The 22,065-nt window shown below is 41.2% G+C and carries 23 protein-coding genes; 5 read left to right on the plus strand and 18 right to left on the minus strand.

Annotated elements, in window-relative coordinates; all coding sequences use genetic code 11:
- Positions 1-7 precede the first annotated feature (7 nt).
- The 15 genes from FZF09_RS13100 to FZF09_RS13170 form a co-directional block, all read right to left on the minus strand.
- Entirely contained in the window at positions 8-637 is a 630-nt protein-coding gene (locus FZF09_RS13100; protein WP_158737051.1) for a DapH/DapD/GlmU-related protein, read from the minus strand.
- Positions 638-659: 22 nt separating this feature from the next.
- Complete coding sequence (locus tag FZF09_RS13105) at positions 660-1,532, minus strand: ATP-binding cassette domain-containing protein (protein ID WP_158737052.1); 873 nt, start codon at positions 1,530-1,532, stop codon at positions 660-662.
- Positions 1,519-2,400, minus strand: a complete 882-nt coding sequence (locus tag FZF09_RS13110) for an alpha-D-ribose 1-methylphosphonate 5-phosphate C-P-lyase PhnJ (RefSeq protein ID WP_233269495.1) — start codon at positions 2,398-2,400, stop codon at positions 1,519-1,521. Before FZF09_RS13110 ends, FZF09_RS13105 begins: the two co-directional genes overlap by 14 nt.
- Entirely contained in the window at positions 2,384-3,505 is a 1,122-nt protein-coding gene (locus FZF09_RS13115) for a carbon-phosphorus lyase complex subunit PhnI (RefSeq protein WP_158737053.1), read from the minus strand. The genes FZF09_RS13110 and FZF09_RS13115 overlap by 17 nt, the downstream gene beginning before the upstream one ends.
- A gap of 6 nt (positions 3,506-3,511) precedes the next feature.
- Positions 3,512-4,123 (minus strand): phosphonate C-P lyase system protein PhnH, encoded by a 612-nt coding sequence (phnH, locus tag FZF09_RS13120; RefSeq protein ID WP_158737054.1) that lies wholly within the window; start codon positions 4,121-4,123, stop codon positions 3,512-3,514.
- Positions 4,107-4,547, minus strand: a complete 441-nt coding sequence (phnG, locus tag FZF09_RS13125) for a phosphonate C-P lyase system protein PhnG (protein WP_158737055.1) — start codon at positions 4,545-4,547, stop codon at positions 4,107-4,109. Before phnG ends, phnH begins: the two co-directional genes overlap by 17 nt.
- A 38-nt stretch (positions 4,548-4,585) precedes the next feature.
- Positions 4,586-5,311 carry a GntR family transcriptional regulator gene (locus FZF09_RS13130; RefSeq protein WP_158737056.1) on the minus strand — a complete coding sequence of 242 codons (726 nt, stop codon included), beginning with the start codon at positions 5,309-5,311 and terminating at the stop codon, positions 4,586-4,588.
- A 65-nt stretch (positions 5,312-5,376) separates the two neighbouring features.
- Complete coding sequence (locus FZF09_RS13135; protein WP_158737057.1) at positions 5,377-6,246, minus strand: PhnE/PtxC family ABC transporter permease; 870 nt, start codon at positions 6,244-6,246, stop codon at positions 5,377-5,379.
- A complete protein-coding gene (locus FZF09_RS13140) occupies positions 6,246-7,031 on the minus strand; it encodes a PhnE/PtxC family ABC transporter permease (RefSeq protein ID WP_158737058.1) in 786 nt (261 codons plus the stop codon). The genes FZF09_RS13135 and FZF09_RS13140 overlap by 1 nt, the downstream gene beginning before the upstream one ends.
- Positions 7,021-7,809 carry a phosphonate ABC transporter ATP-binding protein gene (gene phnC, locus FZF09_RS13145; RefSeq protein WP_158737059.1) on the minus strand — a complete coding sequence of 263 codons (789 nt, stop codon included), beginning with the start codon at positions 7,807-7,809 and terminating at the stop codon, positions 7,021-7,023. The genes FZF09_RS13140 and phnC overlap by 11 nt, the downstream gene beginning before the upstream one ends.
- A gap of 29 nt (positions 7,810-7,838) precedes the next feature.
- Positions 7,839-8,867, minus strand: a complete 1,029-nt coding sequence (locus tag FZF09_RS13150) for a phosphate/phosphite/phosphonate ABC transporter substrate-binding protein (RefSeq protein ID WP_158737122.1) — start codon at positions 8,865-8,867, stop codon at positions 7,839-7,841.
- Between the two features lie 316 nt (positions 8,868-9,183).
- The gene (locus FZF09_RS13155) at positions 9,184-9,903 is read right to left on the minus strand and encodes an ABC transporter ATP-binding protein (RefSeq protein WP_158737060.1); all 720 of its coding nucleotides are present in this window, start codon (positions 9,901-9,903) and stop codon (positions 9,184-9,186) included.
- Positions 9,903-11,540 carry an ABC transporter permease gene (locus FZF09_RS13160; RefSeq protein WP_158737061.1) on the minus strand — a complete coding sequence of 546 codons (1,638 nt, stop codon included), beginning with the start codon at positions 11,538-11,540 and terminating at the stop codon, positions 9,903-9,905. Before FZF09_RS13160 ends, FZF09_RS13155 begins: the two co-directional genes overlap by 1 nt.
- A gap of 169 nt (positions 11,541-11,709) precedes the next feature.
- On the minus strand, positions 11,710-12,840 hold the full coding sequence (locus tag FZF09_RS13165) for a Fe(3+) ABC transporter substrate-binding protein (protein ID WP_158737062.1): 1,131 nt from the start codon (positions 12,838-12,840) through the stop codon (positions 11,710-11,712).
- Positions 12,841-13,252: 412 nt separating this feature from the next.
- Positions 13,253-13,846 (minus strand): hypothetical protein, encoded by a 594-nt coding sequence (locus FZF09_RS13170; RefSeq protein ID WP_158737063.1) that lies wholly within the window; start codon positions 13,844-13,846, stop codon positions 13,253-13,255.
- 378 nt (positions 13,847-14,224) lie between these two features.
- On the opposite strand from FZF09_RS13170, the gene FZF09_RS13175 reads away from it, so the two are divergent.
- A complete protein-coding gene (locus FZF09_RS13175; RefSeq protein ID WP_158737064.1) occupies positions 14,225-14,569 on the plus strand; it encodes a YolD-like family protein in 345 nt (114 codons plus the stop codon).
- 106 nt (positions 14,570-14,675) lie between these two features.
- Here FZF09_RS13175 and FZF09_RS13180 read toward each other — a convergent pair whose 3' ends face one another.
- Positions 14,676-15,401, minus strand: coding sequence for a GntR family transcriptional regulator (locus FZF09_RS13180; RefSeq protein ID WP_158737065.1), 726 nt, complete (start codon positions 15,399-15,401; stop codon positions 14,676-14,678).
- Between the two features lie 134 nt (positions 15,402-15,535).
- Here FZF09_RS13180 and FZF09_RS22655 point away from each other — a divergent pair, with 134 nt between their 5' ends.
- From FZF09_RS22655 to FZF09_RS13190, 3 genes are all read left to right on the plus strand, one after another.
- Positions 15,536-16,306 carry an aminopeptidase P family N-terminal domain-containing protein gene (locus FZF09_RS22655; RefSeq protein ID WP_199256790.1) on the plus strand — a complete coding sequence of 257 codons (771 nt, stop codon included), beginning with the start codon at positions 15,536-15,538 and terminating at the stop codon, positions 16,304-16,306.
- A complete protein-coding gene (locus FZF09_RS22660) occupies positions 16,300-16,764 on the plus strand; it encodes a M24 family metallopeptidase (RefSeq protein WP_233269496.1) in 465 nt (154 codons plus the stop codon). Before FZF09_RS22655 ends, FZF09_RS22660 begins: the two co-directional genes overlap by 7 nt.
- A 370-nt stretch (positions 16,765-17,134) precedes the next feature.
- Entirely contained in the window at positions 17,135-18,010 is an 876-nt protein-coding gene (locus FZF09_RS13190) for a glycine betaine ABC transporter substrate-binding protein (RefSeq protein ID WP_233269497.1), read from the plus strand.
- A 52-nt stretch (positions 18,011-18,062) separates the two neighbouring features.
- On the opposite strand, the gene FZF09_RS13195 is transcribed toward FZF09_RS13190, so the two are convergent.
- Complete coding sequence (locus FZF09_RS13195; RefSeq protein ID WP_158737066.1) at positions 18,063-18,743, minus strand: TraR/DksA C4-type zinc finger protein; 681 nt, start codon at positions 18,741-18,743, stop codon at positions 18,063-18,065.
- Between the two features lie 630 nt (positions 18,744-19,373).
- On the opposite strand from FZF09_RS13195, the gene FZF09_RS13200 reads away from it, so the two are divergent.
- Positions 19,374-20,726: an FAD-dependent oxidoreductase gene (locus FZF09_RS13200; protein WP_158737067.1), complete on the plus strand. Its 1,353-nt coding sequence runs from the start codon at positions 19,374-19,376 to the stop codon at positions 20,724-20,726.
- An 18-nt stretch (positions 20,727-20,744) separates the two neighbouring features.
- On the opposite strand, the gene FZF09_RS13205 is transcribed toward FZF09_RS13200, so the two are convergent.
- Positions 20,745-21,911, minus strand: a complete 1,167-nt coding sequence (locus tag FZF09_RS13205) for a M24 family metallopeptidase (RefSeq protein ID WP_158737068.1) — start codon at positions 21,909-21,911, stop codon at positions 20,745-20,747.
- Between the last annotated feature and the right edge of the window lie 154 nt (positions 21,912-22,065).

Raw genomic sequence — 22,065 nt, forward strand, 5'->3', positions numbered from 1 at the left:
CCTTGTTCTATTGTTTTTTGTATTTTTTAATGAACTGTTCGACATCGTTTAGTTCATCAAATCTCTCTTCTAGCTCCTCTCTTGTCCAATCCCACCAGGCAATCTGCTCTAGTTCTTCTGCTATTTCTTTTCGGAAACGTTTCCTAATTGGCTTTGCCGGAACTTCTGCAGCGACGGTGTAACTGTCAACGTCTTTTGTCACTACTGCTCCCGAACCAATTACAGCCCCATTTCCAATGGTTACACCAGGCATAATAATAGCGTTATGACCAATCCAAACATCATGACCGATCGTCACTTCATGCTCTTTACGCCAGTTAAAAATTTCTTGATCATCTGTGTTTCCAAACTGATATTGCACGCGCCGATATGTCATATGATGCTGACTTACACGCCACATGGGATGGTTACCCGGATTTATTCTTACGTGAGATGCAATCGAGCAAAATTTTCCAATATTTGCATAAATGATATTAACATCTCCGTCTGTATAGGTGTAATCTCCTATAATGGAGTCTTGAACCAGGGAATTTGGACCGATATCTGTCCATGTTCCTAATCTGCTGTTTAAAACGGTACTGCTTTCGTGCAGGTTCGGTTTTTCACTTAAAATTTTTGTGTTGGCAGGAATAGACATATGCCATAACCTTCTTTCCTTTTTAAAGTAAGGAATGCACTAAAAGCTGCGTGTAAGAATGCTGAGGATCTTGTAATATTTGATCTGTCAGACCTTGCTCAACAACTTTTCCTTCCTTCATCACTATTGTCCGGTCTGCGAGCATGCGGATGACTCCCAAGTCATGCGAAACGACGATCATGGCTACTTGCATTTCTCGTTGAATATTGCGAATCAAATCTAACACTTTTGCTTGTACAGACAAATCTAAACCTGTCGTTATTTCATCCAGTAAAAGCAGAGGAGGATTGTTGGCTAACGCTTTTGATATTTGCACACGCTGCTGCATTCCGCCACTGAACCGTTTTGGTTGTTCATCCATTCTTGAAACAGGAATTTCTACTTGATTCAGCAATTCCGAAGATCGCTCTCTAATCTTTCCTACATGATAGTGACCGGCTGATATCAGCTTTTCCGCTACATTTCCACTGCTAGAATAATCCATTTTTAAACCGAGGTGTGGGTTTTGGTAGACCATGCCCATCATATAATTTCGAATGTAGCGCTGCATTTGTGCCGATTGATCGAAAATATTTGTCTCTCCATCTTTAAAATCTGTGAGGATAGCACTTCCTGAAGTAACTTGCTGGTCAAAATATAAACATTTCACCATCGTGCTCTTTCCTGATCCACTTTCACCCACAACTCCAAGTATTTCTCCCTTATCTAACTCAAAGCTCACATTAGAGCATGCTGTAACCGTCCCGCATTCTGAACATAAATTGGTTTCTAGTTCATGGTTCTTGCAATAATCGCATCCTTCGCCGAATCGCTTCGTAAGATTGGACACTTGCAATATGGGAGAAGTGTCTTTGTCCTGACTTTCCTTTGTCAGGAGGGTATTAGGTACGGACATTAGCTTTCACCTTTCTTTCTGTCTGTTGTTTGCTACAATATCCTGTATCTGAGCATTGATAATATTTGTCTCCCGTAGAACTATCATATATTTCATCTAAAAACGTACTAGTACTTCCGCAAAGACGGCATGATTCCTCATTAAACTCTTCTACCTCAAACAGGTAGTCTTCAAATTGAAGTGGTTCGACGTCTGTATATGGAGGGACAGCATAAATCTTTTTCTCACGTCCAGCCCCAAATAAATATAATCCATCAGCCTGATGCAGCTTCTCTACATCGTAACGAGGAATCGGGCTGGGGTTAAAAATGTAGCGGTGATGAACCATACAAGGGTAATCCGCACCAATCGTGATTTCCCCCCACCTCACAATATCTTCGTACAAACGCACCCAAATGCTGCTGTATTCTTTTTCAGCATGGAGGCGTTCTGTTTGCGTTTCTCTTGCTTCTACCCTGCGCATTGGCTCTGGTTCAGGCACTTGCAAAACCAATATTTGATCATCACGAAGCTTTTCTTCTGGAATACGATGACGCGTTTGAATGACAGACGCTTCAACCGTATCAGTGGTTGTTTCTATGCCGCTGCTGGTTTTAGCCAGTTTACGAATACTTACAGCATTTACGCTGTCATCATGGCCCTGGTCGATCACTTTCAGGCAGTCTTGTCTGCCTAATAAAGAAAGTGTGAGCTGAAGTCCGCCTGTTCCCCATCCACGAGCGATGGGAAGTTCACGGGATGCAAAAGGTACCTGGTATCCCGGAATCGCAATACCTTTCAAAATGGTACGGCGAATTTCTCGTTTAGAACCTTCATCTAGAAAGGCAAAGTTGTATTCTGACATTTCAAAGTTATTTTGTACCGGCATAGTCTTCTTCTCCTTCGTTTGATGATTTGTGGTCCTGGGCCTGTCTAATTCGATCTAATTTCGATTGAAATGTTATGTAATGCGGAAGTTTTAAGTGAGAAACAAATCCATAAGACTCTACACTGTCAATATGGCTCAATACAAACTCTTCATCCTGGGCCGGCGCTTCTCCACTTGTTTCCAAGCTGCGATCTAAAATGGACATAGCAATGCCTTTAACCTCGTTTTGCCCCATAGTCAGCCCATACCCTACAGAAAATTGAACATCATTATTATCATCATTTTGACTAAAAGAGTTTATTGTTTCTACTTCGGTTAACAAGACTTCTCCTATATACATTCCATCTTCTTCGTCTTCACTAAAGGGATAAGGAATCGTAACAGCAGCGTATCCTACACGCAGCTCTCCAACGGTTGGATGAACGACTCCAAAACCACGCATACTGCTGTAAGCAAAAGACGTCAATGCGCCTGTTTCTCCTCTGGCCAGCGCTTGCAGACGGGCAGAACGAGTTGAAGGATAAGTTAGCTTATTTCTGGTTAAATCAAACGGCTCTTCTTTCTCTTCATGATTATCATGATTTGCTATTAACCCTTGTTCTCTCAATAAATCAGCAACCTTTGGGAAGGTAATTTCTCCCTCAACATATTCTGTAAATCCATAATCCTCTACGAAGTTTTGTAGTTCTCTTTCGTTTTCTTCACGAAGAGAGAATTGGAGCAGTCGATGGGTATAATCGTTTGTGGGGCCCAGCATCTGTCCGCCGGGAATATCTTTAAATGAAGCAGAGATTCGCCTGATCACTCTCATATCTCCTGTATCAATGGTATGGGAGTAATAATTTCTTGTAAGAGTTGACCGGTATGCTCTCATTAAAAAGACAGCCTCTAATGGGTCCCCCTCTGCCTGCTTTAATGCGATAGCTGCATATTCAGGAGCGTACAAACCTCCCTCTCCCATTACACGATCTACTAATAAACGCATTTGATTTTCTATCATCTCTGGATTTAATAATGTGCTTACATTTCTAGTTCGGTAAAACAATGACAAGTTATCCGCTTGTTCAATAGCTTCTTGTCCACCAGTAACAGCCACATAACCCATAATGCATCAGCCTCCTTGTATCTTTGTTGTTCTTGGTAATGCCAATAAGTCTCCGTTCTCGTTAACGAGACAAAGATCAATACCAAGTGGATACTCTGCTGTTAATTCATTTCTTGTTGTTATCCATTTTTCACACAACCCGATATTGCATGATTTTTCACCATTAATACCGGGACCGCTTAATGTTACTTGCTCGCTTTCTTTTTGATCGAATTCATTTATTTTCAAGAACAAGGTCGCACTCTGATGAGGATGTGTCAGCGTTCCGATTTTCACCTCATCCATAAGTTTATCTATTGCATTTTCATCCATATATTGATCAACGAAAATGTAATCTGCGTCCTTTGGTGCTGTTTGATTACAAAAAGTCTGCCAATGAATATACTGCTCTACGCCATCAGCATGATCATGTAATACAGAAAACGTGACTTCACGGTCTACTAATGTAAAAGCAAGTCCTGTCATAATGGCGGAAAATCCTTGCGGCGGGTTAATACTATTACAATAAGGGAGAATGTTAACGGTTTTTCCCGGCCGGCTGAAGGCCTCCACCAAGTTCCGAAAAATTTGCTGAGAATCATGAACTTTGTCAAAACCTTTGTTAGTCGTCTTGATCATCGTAACCCTCCATCGTATCAAAATTAACCTTTGTTCTTGCTGCCATTGCCGCTTCCTTATAGTGCTTTTGATCAATCTTTTCTTCTTCTTCAAGCAAACGTGTTTTCCACCGGTCAGCAGGAGGAAGGTCTGCATTAAATATTGCATCTATCACAGCAATCGCAAATGCTTTATCAGGTCTTTCACCCATAACGACCCCAAAACCTGAACTCCCTTCCACTGTTACACTGCATTCTGTCACCAAAACTTCTCCTGAATAGAAGGGCTGATTGGATACTGAGTCACTATTTTTCAACATAACAAGACTTTTTTCCGGGTCTTTGTCGATCGTTATATCATATTCTGAGACTGCTTCTTCTACAAGCGATTCGACAAATTCATCCGTTCCCTCGACTAGTATTCTCGTTAACCTTTTTCGTTTCATTGTCTTCTGCCTCCCCTTACCCGCAAATGTTTAATCTATTAAAGTGTTGATGTCACCTGGCACAAATCACCGCGGTATTTTGCTTTTGTATACTCAATACGTCCCTTTTTTTCATCTGATACGATACTTTCGATTTGAAGCAGCGGAGTGATCAATGGAATTTGTAAATACGATGCTTCACTCGTCGAAGGTATCGTGGCTGCAAATGTAGAAAACATTCGCTGCGGCTCGACGTCATATTGTTTTTGCAAAATACCATACAATGAAGAAAAGCTCGTCATATATTTTTCTAGCTCGGGAAATGCATTCGCCGGAAGCCACGTTTCATTCCAGGCTAATGGTGTTTTGTCAGCAAAACGCAGAATTTCAAAACGAAAAACTTCCCTGTTTTTAGGTAAATGAAGCGTTTCCTGTACTTTTTTAGAAGGAAGACATAATTCCTTCGAAATAACCAACGCAGATGGAACATGTCCAGCACTTTCTATCATTTTTGAAAATCGTGTAGAAGGTGTTATCGTGTAACGTACATCTAGCGGACGTTCACTAATGAAGTATCCTGCTCCTTGTTTCACATGGATTAACTGGATGTTTTTCAGCCGGTCCATCGCTTGTCTAATCGTGTACCTATTACAATAAAATCGCCTGCACAAAAGCGCTTCAGATGGAAGCCGATCCCCTTCTGAGTAAATACCGCCTTCAATTTCATTTTGTATCTCATCAGCAATTAACATCGCCAATGATGAATTTTTCTGCTTAGACTTCACAATAATCACCTCGAAAACTTTGCTCTGGCTGCAATGAACACCACTGCTAAAAAGATGAAGACATACTAGGTTTGTGAAGCATGCAAATTAGATTTAATTCGGGTGGCGATTATCTCAAGTAAAATGGCAAAGGCAAGAATGTAATAGGTAATCGTTCCAATTTCATTAAGGTCATAATAATAAGAACTTGCCATGAACATGTCATACCCAATACCTCCTGCCCCGGCAGCTGCACCCATTGCAATCGCAACAGCAAAGTTTATTTCAAATCTCAGAAACGTCCACGACACAAGGTAGGTCAATGATGATGGAATAACAGCCTGGACAACGATCTGCCACCAGTTTGCCCCGCTTGCACGAAGGGCTTCAATTACTCCTTTATCTAATTCTTCAAATGATTCCGAATAAGCTTTTACTAAATAACCCATGGAATGAAAAGTCATTCCGATAATAGCCGCAACACTTCCAAGTCCAGCCGAAACTGCAAATATTAACACCCATAAAACCGTTGGAACCGCGCGAATAATTGCAACAAAGCCTTTAATGCCGTTTGAAATTCTTCCTGAAGATAAATTTTCCGCGGACCAAAGTCCAAGAAACAACGCAATCACTGCTCCAAATACGGTGGTAAGTAAGGCAAGTCCCATCGTAATCATGACCGCATACAACCCTTGTAAAAAAGTGAAATTACTAAAATGCGGTGCAAAAAACATCGTTTTAAAATTTGTAATCGTGGCTGCAATACCGCCGAGCAAGTCCACGCTCTCATAATCAATCGTGATAAAACTGTAGACGGTTAGCAGAATTAATATTCCTAGCGTTAATCGAACGATAAGAGAAGGCTTTGTTAAGCGTTTGACTCTGATTTTGTTCGATTTATAATGCCGGTATGGTTTTTCGGGTGAAACATCTGATTTAACTGAATTAGCTTCCATTACAAAATCACCCTTCTCACATAGTTTGATAGATACTCAAGAATTAGTATGGAAACGACAATGGTTAGGACGACCAAACTTGCAGTATTGTAATCTAAATTCTTGTAGTACAAATCAAATGAGAAACCAATACCAGTACCCGTTAAAATTCCTACAAGCGTAGCACTCCTGATGTTGATTTCTATCATAAAAAGTATCCAGCTAATCATTTGAGGGGTGCTAGATGGAATAACCGACTTTAATATAATCATGGGATAACTTGCCCCTGTGGCTTTTAAAGCCTCGACGGAACTTTCTCCCACTTCATCTAACACTTCAATAAAAGCACGGGTCAAAAATCCAAATGATACAAAAAACAACGCAAAGTACCCTGTTAAAACACTTTGTCCAAATGAAAATAAGAGAATTAACGCCCAGGCTGCTACGTCTATGTTCCGGAACAACGTTGCAACTCCTCGGCTCATAATGCTTAAAATATTATTAACCTTAGTAATCTTAGAACCAAAAACCGAAAAGAATAACGCAAATACAGCTGCTATGGTAGAAGCTGCAATAGCTGTTAATATCGTTTCTAACAGTTTATTTAATATAGCAGGCAGTTTTTCAAAGGAATGAGCTGCGGGATAAAAATTTGAAATACCCCACTGTATGGCACTCGGGATAGAAGTAAAACCTTTCACGGCGTTAAATTGTGTAAAAATCATGGCTCCATATGAAACAGCACAGAACAGCAGCAAAAGACCGAATAACCTGCTTCGCTTTCTAGCAAATAAGTTATACTGCATTTTTATCACCTGCGGCAGCAATCAAATCATCGGCTTCTGATCCATAGATCGTTTTAATTTTTTCCTGGGTCATTTGCTCGGGGCTATCATTATAGACGATCTTTCCACCACTCACTCCAATTATGCGGTCCGAATACTTTAAGGCTACATCTACCTGGTGGAGATTAACCAAAACAGTAATCCCCATAGATACAGAAATATTCTGCAAGTAATCCATTATCTTTTTAGAAGCATTGGGGTCAAGGGACGCAATCGGCTCGTCGCATAACAGCAGCTTAGGATTTTGGGTTAAAGCTCTGGCAATTCCTACACGCTGTTTTTGTCCTCCGCTTAACTGATCACATCGTTTATAAATTTGATCTTCTAATCCCAATAATTTCAAAAGGTGGACAGCATGCTCTTTTTCCTCTTCTTTATATAAGCTTAAAATACCAGCAAAAGTAGATTTGTATCCGAGACGTCCATGCATGACATTTTCGATCACACTGAGCCTTTCTACGAGATTGTAATGCTGGAAAATCATTCCGATATTTGTACGAAGGCGGCGCAGTTCTTTCTTTTTTAAACCTACTACACTCTCGTTATCAAATGTAATATCTCCGCTGCTTACATTAATCATGCGATTAATGCAGCGAAGGAGAGTTGATTTCCCTGCACCGGATGGACCGATAATAGATACGAACTCTCCTTCTTCTACAGAGAAGTTAACATCGGATAACGCTAATGTATCTTGTCCATATTGTTTAGATACATCTTTCACGTTAAGTAAAGTAGTCATAGTTAACTCCCTTGTTACTTTAGTTTGGTTTAATTAGAAAGCTCACGAATAGGCTCAAACCAATCATCTTCTACTTCTAAAAAGCGTTCATTATCTGTTTTGTAAAATAGTCCTTCATCAGTATCCTCAGGAACAAAAACCTCTTCGTTATTAGCTGTTTCATCAGAGGTGAAAGCTTCTACAAGCTCACTCTGTGTGTCTTCGCTTAAAGTTTCCTCATTCATCACAAATGGTGCGTTTAGAACAGGGGTTACAGAAATGAGCTTAAATTTTTCGCCTGATAATGACTGAAAGGGATCAGCTGCGTCTTCACTTACTTGATAAACAGCTCCTATACTATTTTCTTCCCCTTCTACATTTTCAACATAGTTTTCGACACAAACGTCACAAAAAGCCGCTACGTCTGCTTTATCTGTAAGCAAATTAACAGCAGACCCCTGGTGAGAGCCACCAAAAAGAACTTCACTAAAGAACTCGCCGCCTTCTAATAAATCATCTTGTGTTAAGTCGCTGTATTCCTCTTTTTCGCTGAAGTGAGTGACAATGTCAGAGGATGGCACCTTAAAACCAGATGTTGAGCTGTTAGAAACAAATGAGAACTTTTTATCTACGATATTATCGATAGAATACCCATCTCCATCCTCATAAGGGCCTTCGTTACCGTCTTTTACAGACAACCAGCTGTTATACATAGCATCATCCAATGTACCGGATTCACCCGAGGACACAGCTAAAGGTACTACGTTTTCATTTTTATCGTGTGCTTCGATGTAGCCTTGCGCACCCATATAAGCAATATCAGCGTTACCATTAACAATAGATTCAATCGCCACTATGTAGTCTGTTGTCGTTTCATGCTCCACCGTTTTTCCAGTAGCTTCTTCTACTAAATCACCTATCCCTTCGCGAGCTTTCTCTAGTTCAGAACCGGACTCATTCGGATACCAGGCAATGGTTATCGTGTCATCTTCACTCGCTCCAGATGATTCTGCATCTCCGCATCCTGCCGAAACTAGTAATGATAGTGCTGTTGCTGCAAAAAATAGCGACTTTTTCATTTTCACTCTTTTCCCCTCCAAAAATTGATGTGGTTAAACAAAACCATGTCGAACCCTTGTCCATTCTTACTATATAGGAAGAAGTTCAATTGAATATTAAATTAGTGTAGGGAAATTAAAAGAATTCATTAACTTGTTGAATAATTTATTTACAATTTAATTTTTCCTAAACGAACATTATAAAAATTCCTCGTTATCGTCCGATTTTCGCATCAGGCGGGCGCTGAAGCTAGACATCAAAAACGCCAACTATTTATCATTTCTTACCTTTTTAAAAAAAAAGACCCTCCATCAATGAAAGGTCGATCATCATTTATTATGCCTCCACGGGCACTCTTTGTTTTGTTACTGTCTCTTTTAGCACCTCACAAGCTTTGCCGACTTGCTGAATGGTTCCTCCTTTTACCATAACAATTCGATCAGCTAAAACCCGGGCATCTTCTTGATCGTGGGTTACAAAGATGGTCGTTGTGCCTGTTTTTTTAATCGTTTCTCTTAATTCATCGCGTATGCGCTGCTGCAAATGAGCATCTAAATTACTAAAAGGTTCATCTAAAAGCAGCAGCGACGGCTTTGGTGCAAGCGCACGGGCAAGAGCAATCCGCTGCTGCTGACCTCCACTCAGCTCATAAGGATAGCGTCTTTTGTATTCCTCCATACTAATTAATCCCAGCATTTCTTCCAAACGTGCTTTTCGTTCGCTTCGTTTCCAGCGTTTTAAACCAAACGTGATATTTGCTTCAACCGTCATATGCGGAAATAATGCATAATCTTGAAAGACCATCCCAAGACCTCGTTTTTCTACCGGCAAAAACGCTCCACCAGCCCCGCAAAATACTTTCTCTCCAACTTTAATGGTGCCTTTACAGGGTTGCTCCAGGCCAGCAATCAAGCGTAAAATGGTGCTTTTTCCGCTCCCGCTTTCACCAAGAATTGATATAACCTCCCCTTCTTGCATATGAAGAAAAAAATCAGCCACCGTCTTTTGTTTTGTTCCAGGGTAATCAAAACATAGATCGGAAATGTTTACATACATTAGTTTGGCTCCTTTTCAATTAAAATATGGAAGATGTACATGGCAATTCCGCTCACCATTACGATAAATATCGATGCCAGGGCAGATTCTTGTATCATCTCATCATTGGCATAACGATAAGCCATTGTCGATAACGTTTCAAAGTTAAACGGACGTAATATTAAAGTCAGCGGCAATTCTTTTAATATATCCACAAAAACAAGAATAAAACCACTGAATATGGCCGGTCGAATCATTTTTAAATCTACTCTGAAAAAAGTTTCCGTCCAGCTCATTCCAAGCGTTCTTGAAGCTTCCGTGAATTTCATTCCTACTTTCTCAAAGCCTGATTCAATAGAATTATATCCAATCGCCATAAATCGAATCACATAAGCAAATAAAAGCATAAATATACTAGTGCTTAACATTAAAGCAGGCGATGCTCCTGCAGCGGCTAGTATTTTTTTTATCTGTTCATCAAGAAATATAAAAAAGCCTATAACTCCAACAGCAACAACCGCACCCGGAATAGAGTAGCCCAACACGGTTAATCGTGCCGTTACAGCAGGAACTATTCCTCGGGCCATTCTCGTGTAGTTAGCTACAAGAATAGCAACAACAACTACCATGACAGCGCTCACGCCGGCAGTAAAAGTAGAGTTCCATATATAAGAGACAAAAGCCTTGGTGAAAATTTGATCAAAAGTGAGAACAGCCCAATACGAAAGCTGGATTACTGGCAATAAAAAACCAAGAATAAATATAATACCGGCATATCCAACAGCAACCGCCTTTTTCCACCCATAAAGCTCAGTTGGCTTTAACGGTTTTACCTTCGTTGTACTATAACTAAATTTCCGGCGTCCACGCAGCCACTTTTCTATTATAAGCACTAAAATAACAATTCCCATCAAAATACCTGCAAGTTTAATAGCTGCATCTAAATCACCAAATGAAAACCACGTTTGAAATATAGCTGTACTGAAGGTTTGAATTCCAAAATAACTGACTACGCCGTAATCATTTAATACTTCGAGTACAACAAGGCTCACACCAGCTACAATTGCTGCTCTTGAAACAGGAAGAACCACTTTAAAGAAAGTTCGTAACGATCCGCTTCCAAGAATACGAGCATTTTCAATTAAGGATGTAGCCTGGCTCGCAAAAAAAGCTCTCGTAATGGCATATACATAAGGATATAAAAAAATAGTAAAAATGAAGACCGCCCCTGGAATATGCATAATATCAAAGTATTTCTGGTGTAGATCCAATTGAAATGTATCCCGCAAGGTCCTTTGAATCACTCCGGTATAACTTAGCATACCGTGATAAGTATAAGCTCCAATATAAGGCGGTATGGCCAGAGGCATCAGCAAAGCCCATTTCAATGTTTTCCGAAATGGAAATTGATAAGCCGAAACCAGCCAGGCAAGTGTGGTGCCAACCGCCACCGAAAACACTCCCGTCCAAAATGCAATGGTCAACGTATCGACCATATAATCTTTTAACATAAATTCCCGGATATGTTTCCAATTTTCGCTTGCCGGTTGAAACACACGTACCATCAAAAAAATAGTAGGCAATATAAGTAATGTGACGAGAAAAACAGAAACTGTTCCCCACCCTGTTGTTTTAGGAAATACATGTCGCCATTTCATAAGCAGATCCTTCTTCAACTAGTCTCCATTGAGAATGTTTATCATCTTCATTTAGTATGCCAGACATTTCTGATAATGTCACGTGAAAATAAGAACCTTTCTCAATGCGGTACAAAACAATACGAATAATAGCCAGACCGCACTGCTACGGCCTGACTGTTTATTTTCCTTAGTTCCACCCAGCTTCATTCATCAGCATTAATGCTTCGGTGTTATTTTGTCCTAATTCAGTAAGATTAAGATCTTGCTCTTCAAAATCTCCCCATGACTGCAGTAATTCTGATGGTTCTACATCCGGATTCACTGGGTATTCATAGTTTGCTTCAGAAAACTCTCCTTGCGCTTTTTCGCTAGAAAGAAACTCTATAAATTCAACAGCAGCTTCCTGGTTCGGCCCATGTTTTGTAACACCGGCACCGCTCACATTTACATGGGTTCCGGTCGTTTCCTGATTAGGGAAAAATATTTCAAGTTGTTCTCCAACTTCTACTTCTTTTTCCTCAGAAGAATTCAGCATTTTTCCAAGATAATAACTGTTCATGATAGCTACGTCACCTTCGCCTGCAGCTACCGCTTTTGCCTGGTCACGGTCACTTCCCTTTGGTGTGCGGGCGAAATTATGAACAAGACCTTCTGCCCAGGCACTTGTTTCTTCTGTCCCGTTAATGGAAATCATGGAAGCCACCAACGATTGATTATAAATATTGTCTGATGGGCGGACTAAGACACGTCCTTCCCATTCTTCATCTGCTAATGCTTCATAAGTAGACAACTCTTCTTCATCAACACGTTCCGGGTCATAAACAAGAATACGTGCCCGTTTCGTCAAACCAAACCATTCATTGTCTTTATCGCGCAGATTCTCTGGAATGTTCTCATTTAATACGTCTGATTCAACTGCTTGCAGCACTTCCGCTTCTTTCGCCCGGTGCAGGCGTCCTGCATCAGCTGTAATGAAAACATCACCTTCCGTATTTTCTCCTTCACGCTCAAGACGTTCAATTAGCTCATCTTCACTGCCCGATATAACATTAACTTCAATTCCTGTTTCTTCTGAAAATTTCTCATATAACTCATTGTCTGTGTCATAATGGCGACTGGTATATAAGTTAACCCCTCGATCTGATTCGGCACTAGAAGCTTCCTCTTCAGAGCTTTCCCCGCTATCTGCACTTTCCTCTTCTGTCGTTTCCCCAGCTGTCTCTGACTCTTCGTTTTCTTCTCCACTCCCGCATGCGCTCAAAGCAAAAATGGATACAGTAAAAAGCATAAATAAAAACAACAACGTCCGATTTTTCATTACCTTTCTCCCCCCGTAAAGTATGTATGATTCATTTAATTGATAATGAATTTCATTATCTTATATATCATTCTCACTGATAACCATTCTCAAGTCAAGTACTTTTTGCATAAAAGTATTTTCACCTTAAGATACACTTCTTCTTGGCTTGTCACGAGGCTTTCATGACAAAAAATCTTCTCGTAAATGTTACGGGAACGGGACAAGAGATGTCTTCAAGTATTCTTTCCTTTAGACGCGTCGACTTACAGATATAGAGGAGCTCGTTTTTTCGGTTGTCCTGCTATTATTTCTTCCTCCTGCTTCGCACTCCAAAACCTTTCCTTGTTGACCTTTTTGGGTTTGAATCCTCTTTTAATGAGGCAAGCACGGCAGGAAGAAGGGGCTGCCCCCTGCTTTAGAGACAACCCCTTCATTTCATATGCTTTACGATATTATTTTGGATATATTGAAATTGTTTTCTGTTATATCTATTCCAAGGTGCGGTGGGAAGGTGTTTGACAATTCTCCTTGCTGTCTCTTTTTCGTTTCTTGCGGGTAGTTTGCAAGCTCCCAGCTCTTCATAAAAGTTTTTTTGAAAGCTGAAATAAGAATGGTCTCTTTCCACTTCTCTTTTTCTTTTAGAGAAGTCTTTGATTGTTCGTTTTCGAATCGTACTCTCCCCAGCCATAAGGTAGTAATATCGGTCTGGAAACCCTATTTGTTCGTCCATAAACGCATGCAGAAATGTATTTGAAATGCTCTGAAGCGTGAAGGGTTGATGGATATTAGCAATGACAGGCTGAAAAATATCGCCATCAAGAACGATAAGAGCATATTTCTCTGTCTTTTTTAATGCTGACTGCCACCTTCTCATTTGGTGGTCGCATTCTTCAAACCAATTTTCTCCTAATGACTCAGGGTAATCACTAGAAACCACATAAGCCCCATATCTATCCTGCAGTTCGAGACAAACGGCTGTTTTCCCCACTGCTCTTGGTCCTTCTATACAAATGATCGGCATCATATCCATCCCCTGTTTTATAGATGGCAAATATCCTTTTCTTTATGTATTTTTCGCTGCAAACAAACCATTTCCCTTTTACCATTTTATTGAAAAAATTGGTTTTCTGCATATTGAGAAAGCCAAACCACTCTAGACAGGAAAATAGAGAGGTGTTTGGCTTTTTTCTTTATACCAATTTCCCTTATTGCTTAAAGGCCGGCCAAGCTGATACTTGAGGCTGGCATATTTTATATATAATAAAGAAGTATAAAACATCCTTCGTCCATTTTTACAGTCCCTTTTTTCTTCCTTGATTCTGCCATTCTAAAAAGCTTGGAAAAAATTAAGGGTGTTTAAAGAACAAATGTTCGCATATAATAGGAGCAGGAGGGATGGCCCATGAAAGGGAATAAATTAACACCAGGATCAAACCTGCGCTGGGAATCCTCACGAATGATCCTGCCGGAACACCGCGAACAATGGCTTCACCATCAAAAACAGCAGACTAAACAAAAAAAGCCGGAGCTTGACCCTCAGCGCTGGGAAGAGTTGGAATGGCTTCTAGGTGATGCGATGCGAAATGATGACCCACTTTGTTTTACGTACTGGCGGGATGGCTTTTTCTTCGAAATCATTGGAAAATGCCACTATATTAATCACGTTCAAAAACAGTTTCATTTAGTGACAGATGATGGGATCGAATACCTGCGCTTTGAAGAGCTGGCCGATATCACCTATGCCTAACCAAAAGGGCGCTCAGCAAAGGCCTGCGCCCTCTCTTTTTTCACCTAGCACTGTTTTCGTTTAACTCTCTGCCAATATGGAAAAAATTGTTATCATTACAAGTGAATTAATTGTGAGTAAGTTCCACTCTATAATTAAAACGATCCGAACGGTAGATCGACCTGGAGAATTCTATAGGCCGATCATCGAGGCCTGAACTCAAGCGAGTAATACATACTAAGGACTCTCCTCCGCGTACTCCTAAAATATCAGCCTCTTTCGCTGTAGAGTTAATAGCTGTAACCCAGTCTGTCGCGTGCTTAAGAACAACATTGTTTTGTTCAATCACAGCGTAGGGTTCATGGTTTTGAAGGTCGCTCTTTATTAACATTTCTCCTATTTCCTGTGTGGTATAAAACTGAAGAATCGCAACCGGATCTCCATCTGCTATACGTACTCGTTCAAATAGAAAAACCTTCTCATGGTCTGGCACATCCAGATATTTTTGAGCCTGAAAAAAATTAAACGAAAATTCCATTCGAAGAATGCGGGAATGAAAACTTTCTCCTTCTTCTTGAAACATAATAGTAGAATGCTGCCCCAGCTTTCCAGGAGGATGAATTTTAACTTTTGTTCCTTTTCCTTGCCTGCTCTCCAATATCCCTTCTTGTACCAATGAGTTAATCGCTTGCCGAAGAGTAGTACGGCTAACATTAAACTCGTCAAGTAATTTTGTCTCCGATGGAATATATTGGCCGGGAGTCCATTGCCCTGTTTGAATGTTGTGTACAATCATTTTTTTTATTTGCCGGTATAAGGGGATGCGTCCGGTTCCTTGATTATGAGAAGCCACCCGTATAAGCCCTCCTTCTTTCCATCTCATTTTTTCATTTTAACTTGTATTTATATATTTTAAACTTGTTATATTAAGTTGCACCTTATATAATAAACCATGTATTATACACCGTAAATGAAAGGAGGAAAAAAATGTTCACTGATCGGAATACACCAGGAGTTGCTTCCTTACAGTATGACAAATCACAAATTAATTTAGCAAGAATGAGACAATACCGTTTGCATAGAGTGAAGGACCAGATTACTAAAAATGGCTATTCTGCTTGTCTTTTATTTGATCCTATGAACGTAAAATATGCTACAGGAACGCGTAATATGGAGGTGTACATCCGCCGAAATCCAGGGCGGTACGTATTCATCCCAGTCGAAGGCCCAGTTATCTTGTTTGATTATGATAACTGCGAGCATTTATCCGAAGGAGTAGAAACAGTAGACGAGGTTCGGCCTGCACTTATGCTTTCCTATGCAGCAACGGCCCAAAACCTTAAACGTGATGCTAAACAGTTTGCCTCCGAAATAAAGGCTTTGATGCAGCAATATGGTGGAGGAGACAGACAGATTGCAGTAGATCAGCTGCCTGTTGCCGGCCATATCGCATTGAATAATGAAGGACTAGAAACCGTAGATGCTCAAAGACCTGTCGAACATGCAAAGGCGATAAAGTCCCAAGATGAGATTGAAGCAACAAAAATATCCATCCGGGCTTCAGAAATAGGAATGACTCGGATGTATCAAGCGGCAAAGCCTGGCATGACAGAAAACGAATTATGGTCCATTCTCCACCAATCCAATATTGCGATGGATGGAGACTATATTGAAACACGTTTACTCAGCTCTGGGGACAGAACCAATCCGTGGTTCAAGAATGCAGCGACCGCACTATTCAAAAAGGAGATATGCTGAGCTTTGATACAGATACTTGCGGTCCATTTGGCTACTACTGCGACATTTCCCGCAGTTTTGTCGTAGGAGCAGAGCCTACGGATGAACAAAAGCGATTGTACCAAATGGCTTATGAACAGATTCAAACCAATATGGAACTGTTAAAACCAGGGCTTAGCTTTAGGGATTACGCCAAGCAAAGCTGGAAGATTCCTGAGGAATTTTTTGCAAACCGTTATTTTTGTAACGCTCATGGATCAGGATTCACCGGAGAATACCCTATCATTGCTCATGCCGAGGACTTTGAGCAAAAAGGGTATGACGGTTATTTTGAGGAAAATATGGTTATCTGTGTTGAAAGTTACATCGGAGCGAAAGGCGGTAAAGAAGGGGTTAAGCTTGAGGAACAGATGCTTATTACAAAAAATGGTGCTGTACAACTGTCTAACTTTCCTTATGAAGAAGACATGCTCAATTGAACTACCACTTAATTTTCTAGAGAAATTTGAAGTGGGGGCTGCGAACACCCAGTGCCACCAGTTATATTAGCAGTATCCGCAGTCCCTAGAAAATTTGTACGTTGGACACACCACATGTCCTATTTTAGTGTTTTCGCAGCTTCGGTACGTGTGGGGAGATTGTTGCTTGGATATTTTACGTAACAAAACGTTTCTTGCCAAAACCCCATATATCCATGTTCAAAGAGTAATCAGTACAGGAATATAGTACCAAGCAAATTTTTTTGGGTATGCCCTGCACAAAATGGAAGAGAGGAGTCTTCTCGCCTAAAAAAACAAAGATATTCAGGGGTTCATTTTCATACATACTCATTTATAGGAGGCATATACATTGAAAAATTTTTCATTTGTCTTATCACTCACTGCCATGCTGATACTAGCTGCCTGTGGAGATGATGGAGCAGAAGAAAATAATGGAGAAACTTCTTCTAAAGAAGCTGAAACGATAGAAATAGGCTACAATAACTGGGCCGAAAACATTGCGGCGTCAAACATGTGGAAAATCCTGCTAGAAGAGGAAGGGTATGATGTAGAACTCATTAACCTCGAGAAAACAGCCGTATTTGCTGGTGTTGCCGAAGGAGATCTCGATATTGGGATGGAAGTGTGGATTCCATTTACGGACCAGCATCATATAGAGGAATACGGCAATGATTTTCAAACACAAGCAGAATGGTATGAAAACACAGAATTGGGGTTAGTTGTTCCAGAATATATGGATGAAGTGAACAGCTTGGAAGACCTTAATGATTATACGGAAGAAACAGATGGAGAAATCATAGGAATTGACCCTGGTGCGAGCCTTATGGAATTAACAGAAGAAGCAATAGAGCACTATGATCTTAATTACGACTTGCAAGCTTCTTCTGAACAAGCGATGATGACTGAATTAGACGAAGCTTACCAAAACGAAGAACCCATCGTAGTAACGTTGTGGAGTCCGCACTGGGCTTTTGCCGATTATGATCTTAAATATTTAGAAGAACCAGATACGGTATATGGCGAAGCGGATGACATTGTTTACATTTCCAATGATGGTTTTGAAGAAGAATACAGCGAAGTTGCAGAATGGATGAACAATTGGAAATTCGATGATGAGTCACTGGGCGGATTAATGAGTACCATTAACGAAATGGATGATCCTGAAGAAGGTGCGCAAGCTTGGATTGAAGAAAACCGTGACCTCGTTGAAGAATGGATCAACTAAATGTTTAACAAATGCCCCCCCCACAGAGATACACTGTTGGCGGGGCATTCATTTATCTTCGCAAAAAGTAATGTGAAAAATCGACGTCATTATCAAAATCAATTAGATTCCCTTTACTATCTGTCATGCTGAATCCGAAAGCTACATCTTCGTCTACATTTTCGTTTTCAGCATCTCCAAACATCCCTTCATATTCAAGGGACGGGTCATAAGTGTCTTGCGGAGTGTCTGCTGTTCCATAGGCTGCAGTCAGTTCCCAGCTTTCTTCTGCGTCAAACCGATCATTTTCAACGTCCTCTTTTGTCGTGTCTGTAAATCCTCCCTTACCAGGGATCAACCTTTCTTCTTCTACTGGACGATCAAATGGATCAGGTTCTTGATAAGAATGCTGAATGCACTGAAGAGCAGTTGGTTCAGATTCAAGACGTTCAAGTGGAATGTCCTCCCCGCACTTCTCACACTTTCCATACGTTCCATCCTCTATCGCCTGCAATGCTTTTTGAATTCGTTTTTGCTCTCGGCCCGAATGCTGCTGCAATGCCATATCTTTTTCTCTCTCGTACAATTCCGTTCCGTTATCGGCGGGATGGTTGTCATAATTAGACAGTTCACCGATTGTTTCTCTTGCAAATTCCTCATCTAAACCAAAGTGGTCTTTATTGTTTTGCTGCACTTCTTGTAATCGAGATGTCAGCTTGTTTTTCATTTCGGCAAAAAATTCGTTCGTCTTCATCTTTTAGGTTCCTCCTTTCTCTCCCTCTTTAGGTAGTATGCTGCAAAGTGCAAAGCGGTTTTCAGCACATTTTTTGGTAATAAGAAAAGCGCAAACGCCTTAAAAGAAGGAAGTTCGGCTACGAGCGTCACGTCCTGTGACAACGCCGAACTGACTCCCATCCTGGGAGTCCGCGACAGGTTCTGGAGCTTTCGCGCAGGGTCGCCTGCGGCCCGGAGTCGAAAGGGAAGACATCAGACGTTCAGCTTATTTTAATAAACTTCTACTAAGATCGCACACGTCGACGCATAGGATGTGCGAATGTCGCCAATGCCACAGGACGTGGCGTTTTTGGCGACGAGTGTGCAACGTAGAAGTCACCACATCGTGTGGAAGTACGTCCTGTGACAACGCTGAACGGGCTTGCACTGGAGGTGTTGACTTTTGCGTTGCGACAGAACGTTCGCGGTTTTAGCAAAAGTTCCTCTTTATCGTGTGAGCCTGAGCGGCTGGGCGCTGGAGCTAGATGTAAAACGCCAACTATTTATAATTTCTTATTTTTTAAGAAAAGCGCACACTGTTGCAAACACTTTTCGGTCCTTATAATAATTTGTACAAAAAAGCAAAACCTTAAAAGGTGGAGGTGAAAAAATGACTACATACGATTGTGTCATAGTTGGCGGTGGTTTAGCGGGTCTTACAACCGGCCTTGAATTGGCGGAAGCAGGAAAAAAGGTGGCCTTACTAGAAGCAGAGTCCTTTGTTGGAGGACGCACAGCGTCATGGGATGAAAACGGTATGCATGTTGAATCTGGTTTCCATCGTCATATTGGGTACTATACCCACTTGCCCCGTATATTAAAAAAATCCGGTATAGCCCTAGAGGATATCGTTACATGGGAAGAAAGAGCAGAAGTTCGTTCTCCAAGAAACCAAGAAGCAGTAAAACTCGGTGTTGCTCCGCTATTTGGCCCTTTGAAAATGCTGAAAACAATTACAGGCAACGATCCTTATTTGAGCGGAAAAGATATGATTTCCACTGCTCGTTTTTTCTTGAATGGAATAAAGGATTACTATCTTCATTCTAACGAGCTTGATCAATGGACCGTGCGAGAATATGCTAAAAAACATCATCTTTGTGAAGCAGCATTTCACTATATTATTATCCCTCTTAGCACAGGAGTTTTTTTCCTTCCGCCCGAACGTTATTCTGCATATAATTTTTTTGGTCTATTTGCTGCAGGTCTGCCGCGTCTTTATAAAATGAGGATCGGTGCATACTTAGGAGGGATGACAGAAGTTATGTGCCAGCCGATTGCCAAACGAATACATGCTCTCGGCGGAGAGGTGTATACAAATTTAAAGGGGGAATCTTTACTCGTTTCAGGAAATGGCCGTAATGTGTACGGCGTGCAAACTGAAGACGGAAAAGTATGGCATGCCAATCATACCACGCTTGCTGTCTCTCTTCATGCTGCCAAAAAACTATTAAAACCCTCTTTTTCCAGCCATGAAAGTTTCCAATCCATGTTTGCTTTGCCAACAATGGATGCTGTCACCTTTCAAATTGACATGAACACACCGCTCATGGAAAAAGATATCACAACGTTTGGTCCCGGCACCTGTTTAGCGAGTTTTGCAGAACAATCACGTACAACTTTTCAACAGGCAAAGGGAAGACTGTCCATCATTCTGACACCGCCTGAGCGTTTTACTGCTTTGTCAGAAAACGAAACCCTTGAAATCGTTCTGCAAGATTTAAAAGCAATAAGGCTTCCATTAGCTAAAGAAAATATCGTAAAGTATCGTAAAATCGCTCACCTTCATGATTTTTATCATTTGGGTCCCGGACATCACGTTATGAGACCTTCGCAAAAAACACCGATTCGAGGACTAACTCTTGCGGGTGATTACACGATGCAGCCTTTTTTTGCAACAATGGAAGGGGCGGTTTATTCAGGGAAAGCTGCGGCAGAATTCGTTCTTCGCGAAGGCCAATCATAATCTTCCGTATTACGTCCCCTATATTCGAGGGTACTTGCTGAGAGTTTCACATCCGTTTTTTGTCACGACAAAACTCTCACTAATCTCCACGCCCATTTCTTCGAGCCAAATGCCTGGTATTAAATGAAATGCCATGTTCGGGCGAAGAACTGTTTTATCTCCTGGGCGCAGTGAAGCTGTGTGTTCTCCCCAGTCAGGCGGATAATTGATCCCTATTGAATAACCAATTCGAGAGTCTTTACAAAATCCGTACCTGGCGATGACGCTTTGCCATTTTTGTTCTACTTCTTCACAAGTCACACCAGGTTTAATGTGATCAAGGACCGTTTCTACACCTTCGATCACCGCGGCCGATAACCGCTTGAATTCAGGTTCAGGTTTACCTGCCGTTACTGTGCGGGCTAAAGGTGCATGATACCTGCTGCAGCAGCCGGCCAGTTCAATGATAAGCGGATCCCCTGCTTTAATTTTTTCATCTGTCCATGTTACATGAGGAGCGTAAGTGAGTGCTCCAGCTGGAATTAACGGTACAATCGACGGATAATCTCCTCCAAATTGGTCTGTTCCTCGTATCTGGGCTTGTGAAACAGCTGCAGCCACATCACAAACCCTCGCTCCCTCTTTTACGGCTTTGAACCCGGCCTCCATTGCGAGAGCCGCAATTTGTCCAGCCTTTTTCATATACGCTATTTCATTGTCAGATTTTATTAAACGGATTTCGTTTACAAGTAAATTCGCATCAATAAATGTTATTCCCTTACACCCGGATTCTAAGCGTTCCAAAGCGCGAGGAGAAAAATAGTAAGCCTCCATCTCTACTCCAGCCCTTTTGACGTTCTTTTTATGCTGAGTCAACCAAGCTGCGAGCACTTCCATCGGGTGTTTCGTAGTGGAATGTACATATTCATCATTATAAGAAAGCAGCCGGCACGGTGACAGCCATGAAGTCGCCCGTGCCCCATTTACATCTTGGGCTCTGCCAAACCAATACGGTTCTTCATCCTCTAGAAAAACAATAACCATCTGCGGAACATAAAAGGACCAGCCGTCATACCCGGTAAGATAATTCATATTCGCGGGGTCACTTAAAAAAAGAACATCCAATCCGTTTTCAGCCATCTTTTCTTTCACCTTTTCTAGTCTGCCCGCATACTCTTCTTTCGGAAATACCGTCAATGACCGCATCGTTCCGAGCCTCCTTTATAATCATCTTACCTGGCAAGGCTGCTTGCGTTTTCTGTCTCTAACAGAAAAGCTTTACGATTTAATTGGTAAACAGTGCAAAATGACCGCTTCAACGTACAAGATGTACGTATGCTTCCGTTGCCACAGTTCATGG

The organism is Alteribacillus sp. YIM 98480 (genome assembly GCF_009765375.1).
Taxonomy (GTDB): domain Bacteria; phylum Bacillota; class Bacilli; order Bacillales; family Marinococcaceae; genus Alteribacillus.

What these genes read in the sequence shown, in the direction of transcription:
- FZF09_RS13100 (WP_158737051.1), bottom strand. Translation starts at nt 637, where the DNA reads ATGTCTATTCCTGCCAACACAAAAATTTTAAGTGAAAAACCGAACCTG.
- FZF09_RS13105 (WP_158737052.1), bottom strand. Translation starts at nt 1,532, where the DNA reads ATGTCCGTACCTAATACCCTCCTGACAAAGGAAAGTCAGGACAAAGAC.
- FZF09_RS13110 (WP_233269495.1), bottom strand. Translation starts at nt 2,400, where the DNA reads ATGCCGGTACAAAATAACTTTGAAATGTCAGAATACAACTTTGCCTTT.
- FZF09_RS13115 (WP_158737053.1), bottom strand. Translation starts at nt 3,505, where the DNA reads ATGGGTTATGTGGCTGTTACTGGTGGACAAGAAGCTATTGAACAAGCG.
- phnH (WP_158737054.1), bottom strand. Translation starts at nt 4,123, where the DNA reads ATGATCAAGACGACTAACAAAGGTTTTGACAAAGTTCATGATTCTCAG.
- phnG (WP_158737055.1), bottom strand. Translation starts at nt 4,547, where the DNA reads ATGAAACGAAAAAGGTTAACGAGAATACTAGTCGAGGGAACGGATGAA.
- FZF09_RS13135 (WP_158737057.1), bottom strand. Translation starts at nt 6,246, where the DNA reads ATGGAAGCTAATTCAGTTAAATCAGATGTTTCACCCGAAAAACCATAC.
- FZF09_RS13140 (WP_158737058.1), bottom strand. Translation starts at nt 7,031, where the DNA reads ATGCAGTATAACTTATTTGCTAGAAAGCGAAGCAGGTTATTCGGTCTT.
- phnC (WP_158737059.1), bottom strand. Translation starts at nt 7,809, where the DNA reads ATGACTACTTTACTTAACGTGAAAGATGTATCTAAACAATATGGACAA.
- FZF09_RS13150 (WP_158737122.1), bottom strand. Translation starts at nt 8,867, where the DNA reads ATGAAAAAGTCGCTATTTTTTGCAGCAACAGCACTATCATTACTAGTT.
- FZF09_RS13155 (WP_158737060.1), bottom strand. Translation starts at nt 9,903, where the DNA reads ATGTATGTAAACATTTCCGATCTATGTTTTGATTACCCTGGAACAAAA.
- FZF09_RS13160 (WP_158737061.1), bottom strand. Translation starts at nt 11,540, where the DNA reads ATGAAATGGCGACATGTATTTCCTAAAACAACAGGGTGGGGAACAGTT.
- FZF09_RS13165 (WP_158737062.1), bottom strand. Translation starts at nt 12,840, where the DNA reads ATGAAAAATCGGACGTTGTTGTTTTTATTTATGCTTTTTACTGTATCC.
- FZF09_RS13170 (WP_158737063.1), bottom strand. Translation starts at nt 13,846, where the DNA reads ATGATGCCGATCATTTGTATAGAAGGACCAAGAGCAGTGGGGAAAACA.
- FZF09_RS13175 (WP_158737064.1), top strand. Translation starts at nt 14,225, where the DNA reads ATGAAAGGGAATAAATTAACACCAGGATCAAACCTGCGCTGGGAATCC.
- FZF09_RS22655 (WP_199256790.1), top strand. Translation starts at nt 15,536, where the DNA reads ATGTTCACTGATCGGAATACACCAGGAGTTGCTTCCTTACAGTATGAC.
- FZF09_RS22660 (WP_233269496.1), top strand. Translation starts at nt 16,300, where the DNA reads ATGCTGAGCTTTGATACAGATACTTGCGGTCCATTTGGCTACTACTGC.
- FZF09_RS13195 (WP_158737066.1), bottom strand. Translation starts at nt 18,743, where the DNA reads ATGAAGACGAACGAATTTTTTGCCGAAATGAAAAACAAGCTGACATCT.
- FZF09_RS13200 (WP_158737067.1), top strand. Translation starts at nt 19,374, where the DNA reads ATGACTACATACGATTGTGTCATAGTTGGCGGTGGTTTAGCGGGTCTT.
- FZF09_RS13205 (WP_158737068.1), bottom strand. Translation starts at nt 21,911, where the DNA reads ATGCGGTCATTGACGGTATTTCCGAAAGAAGAGTATGCGGGCAGACTA.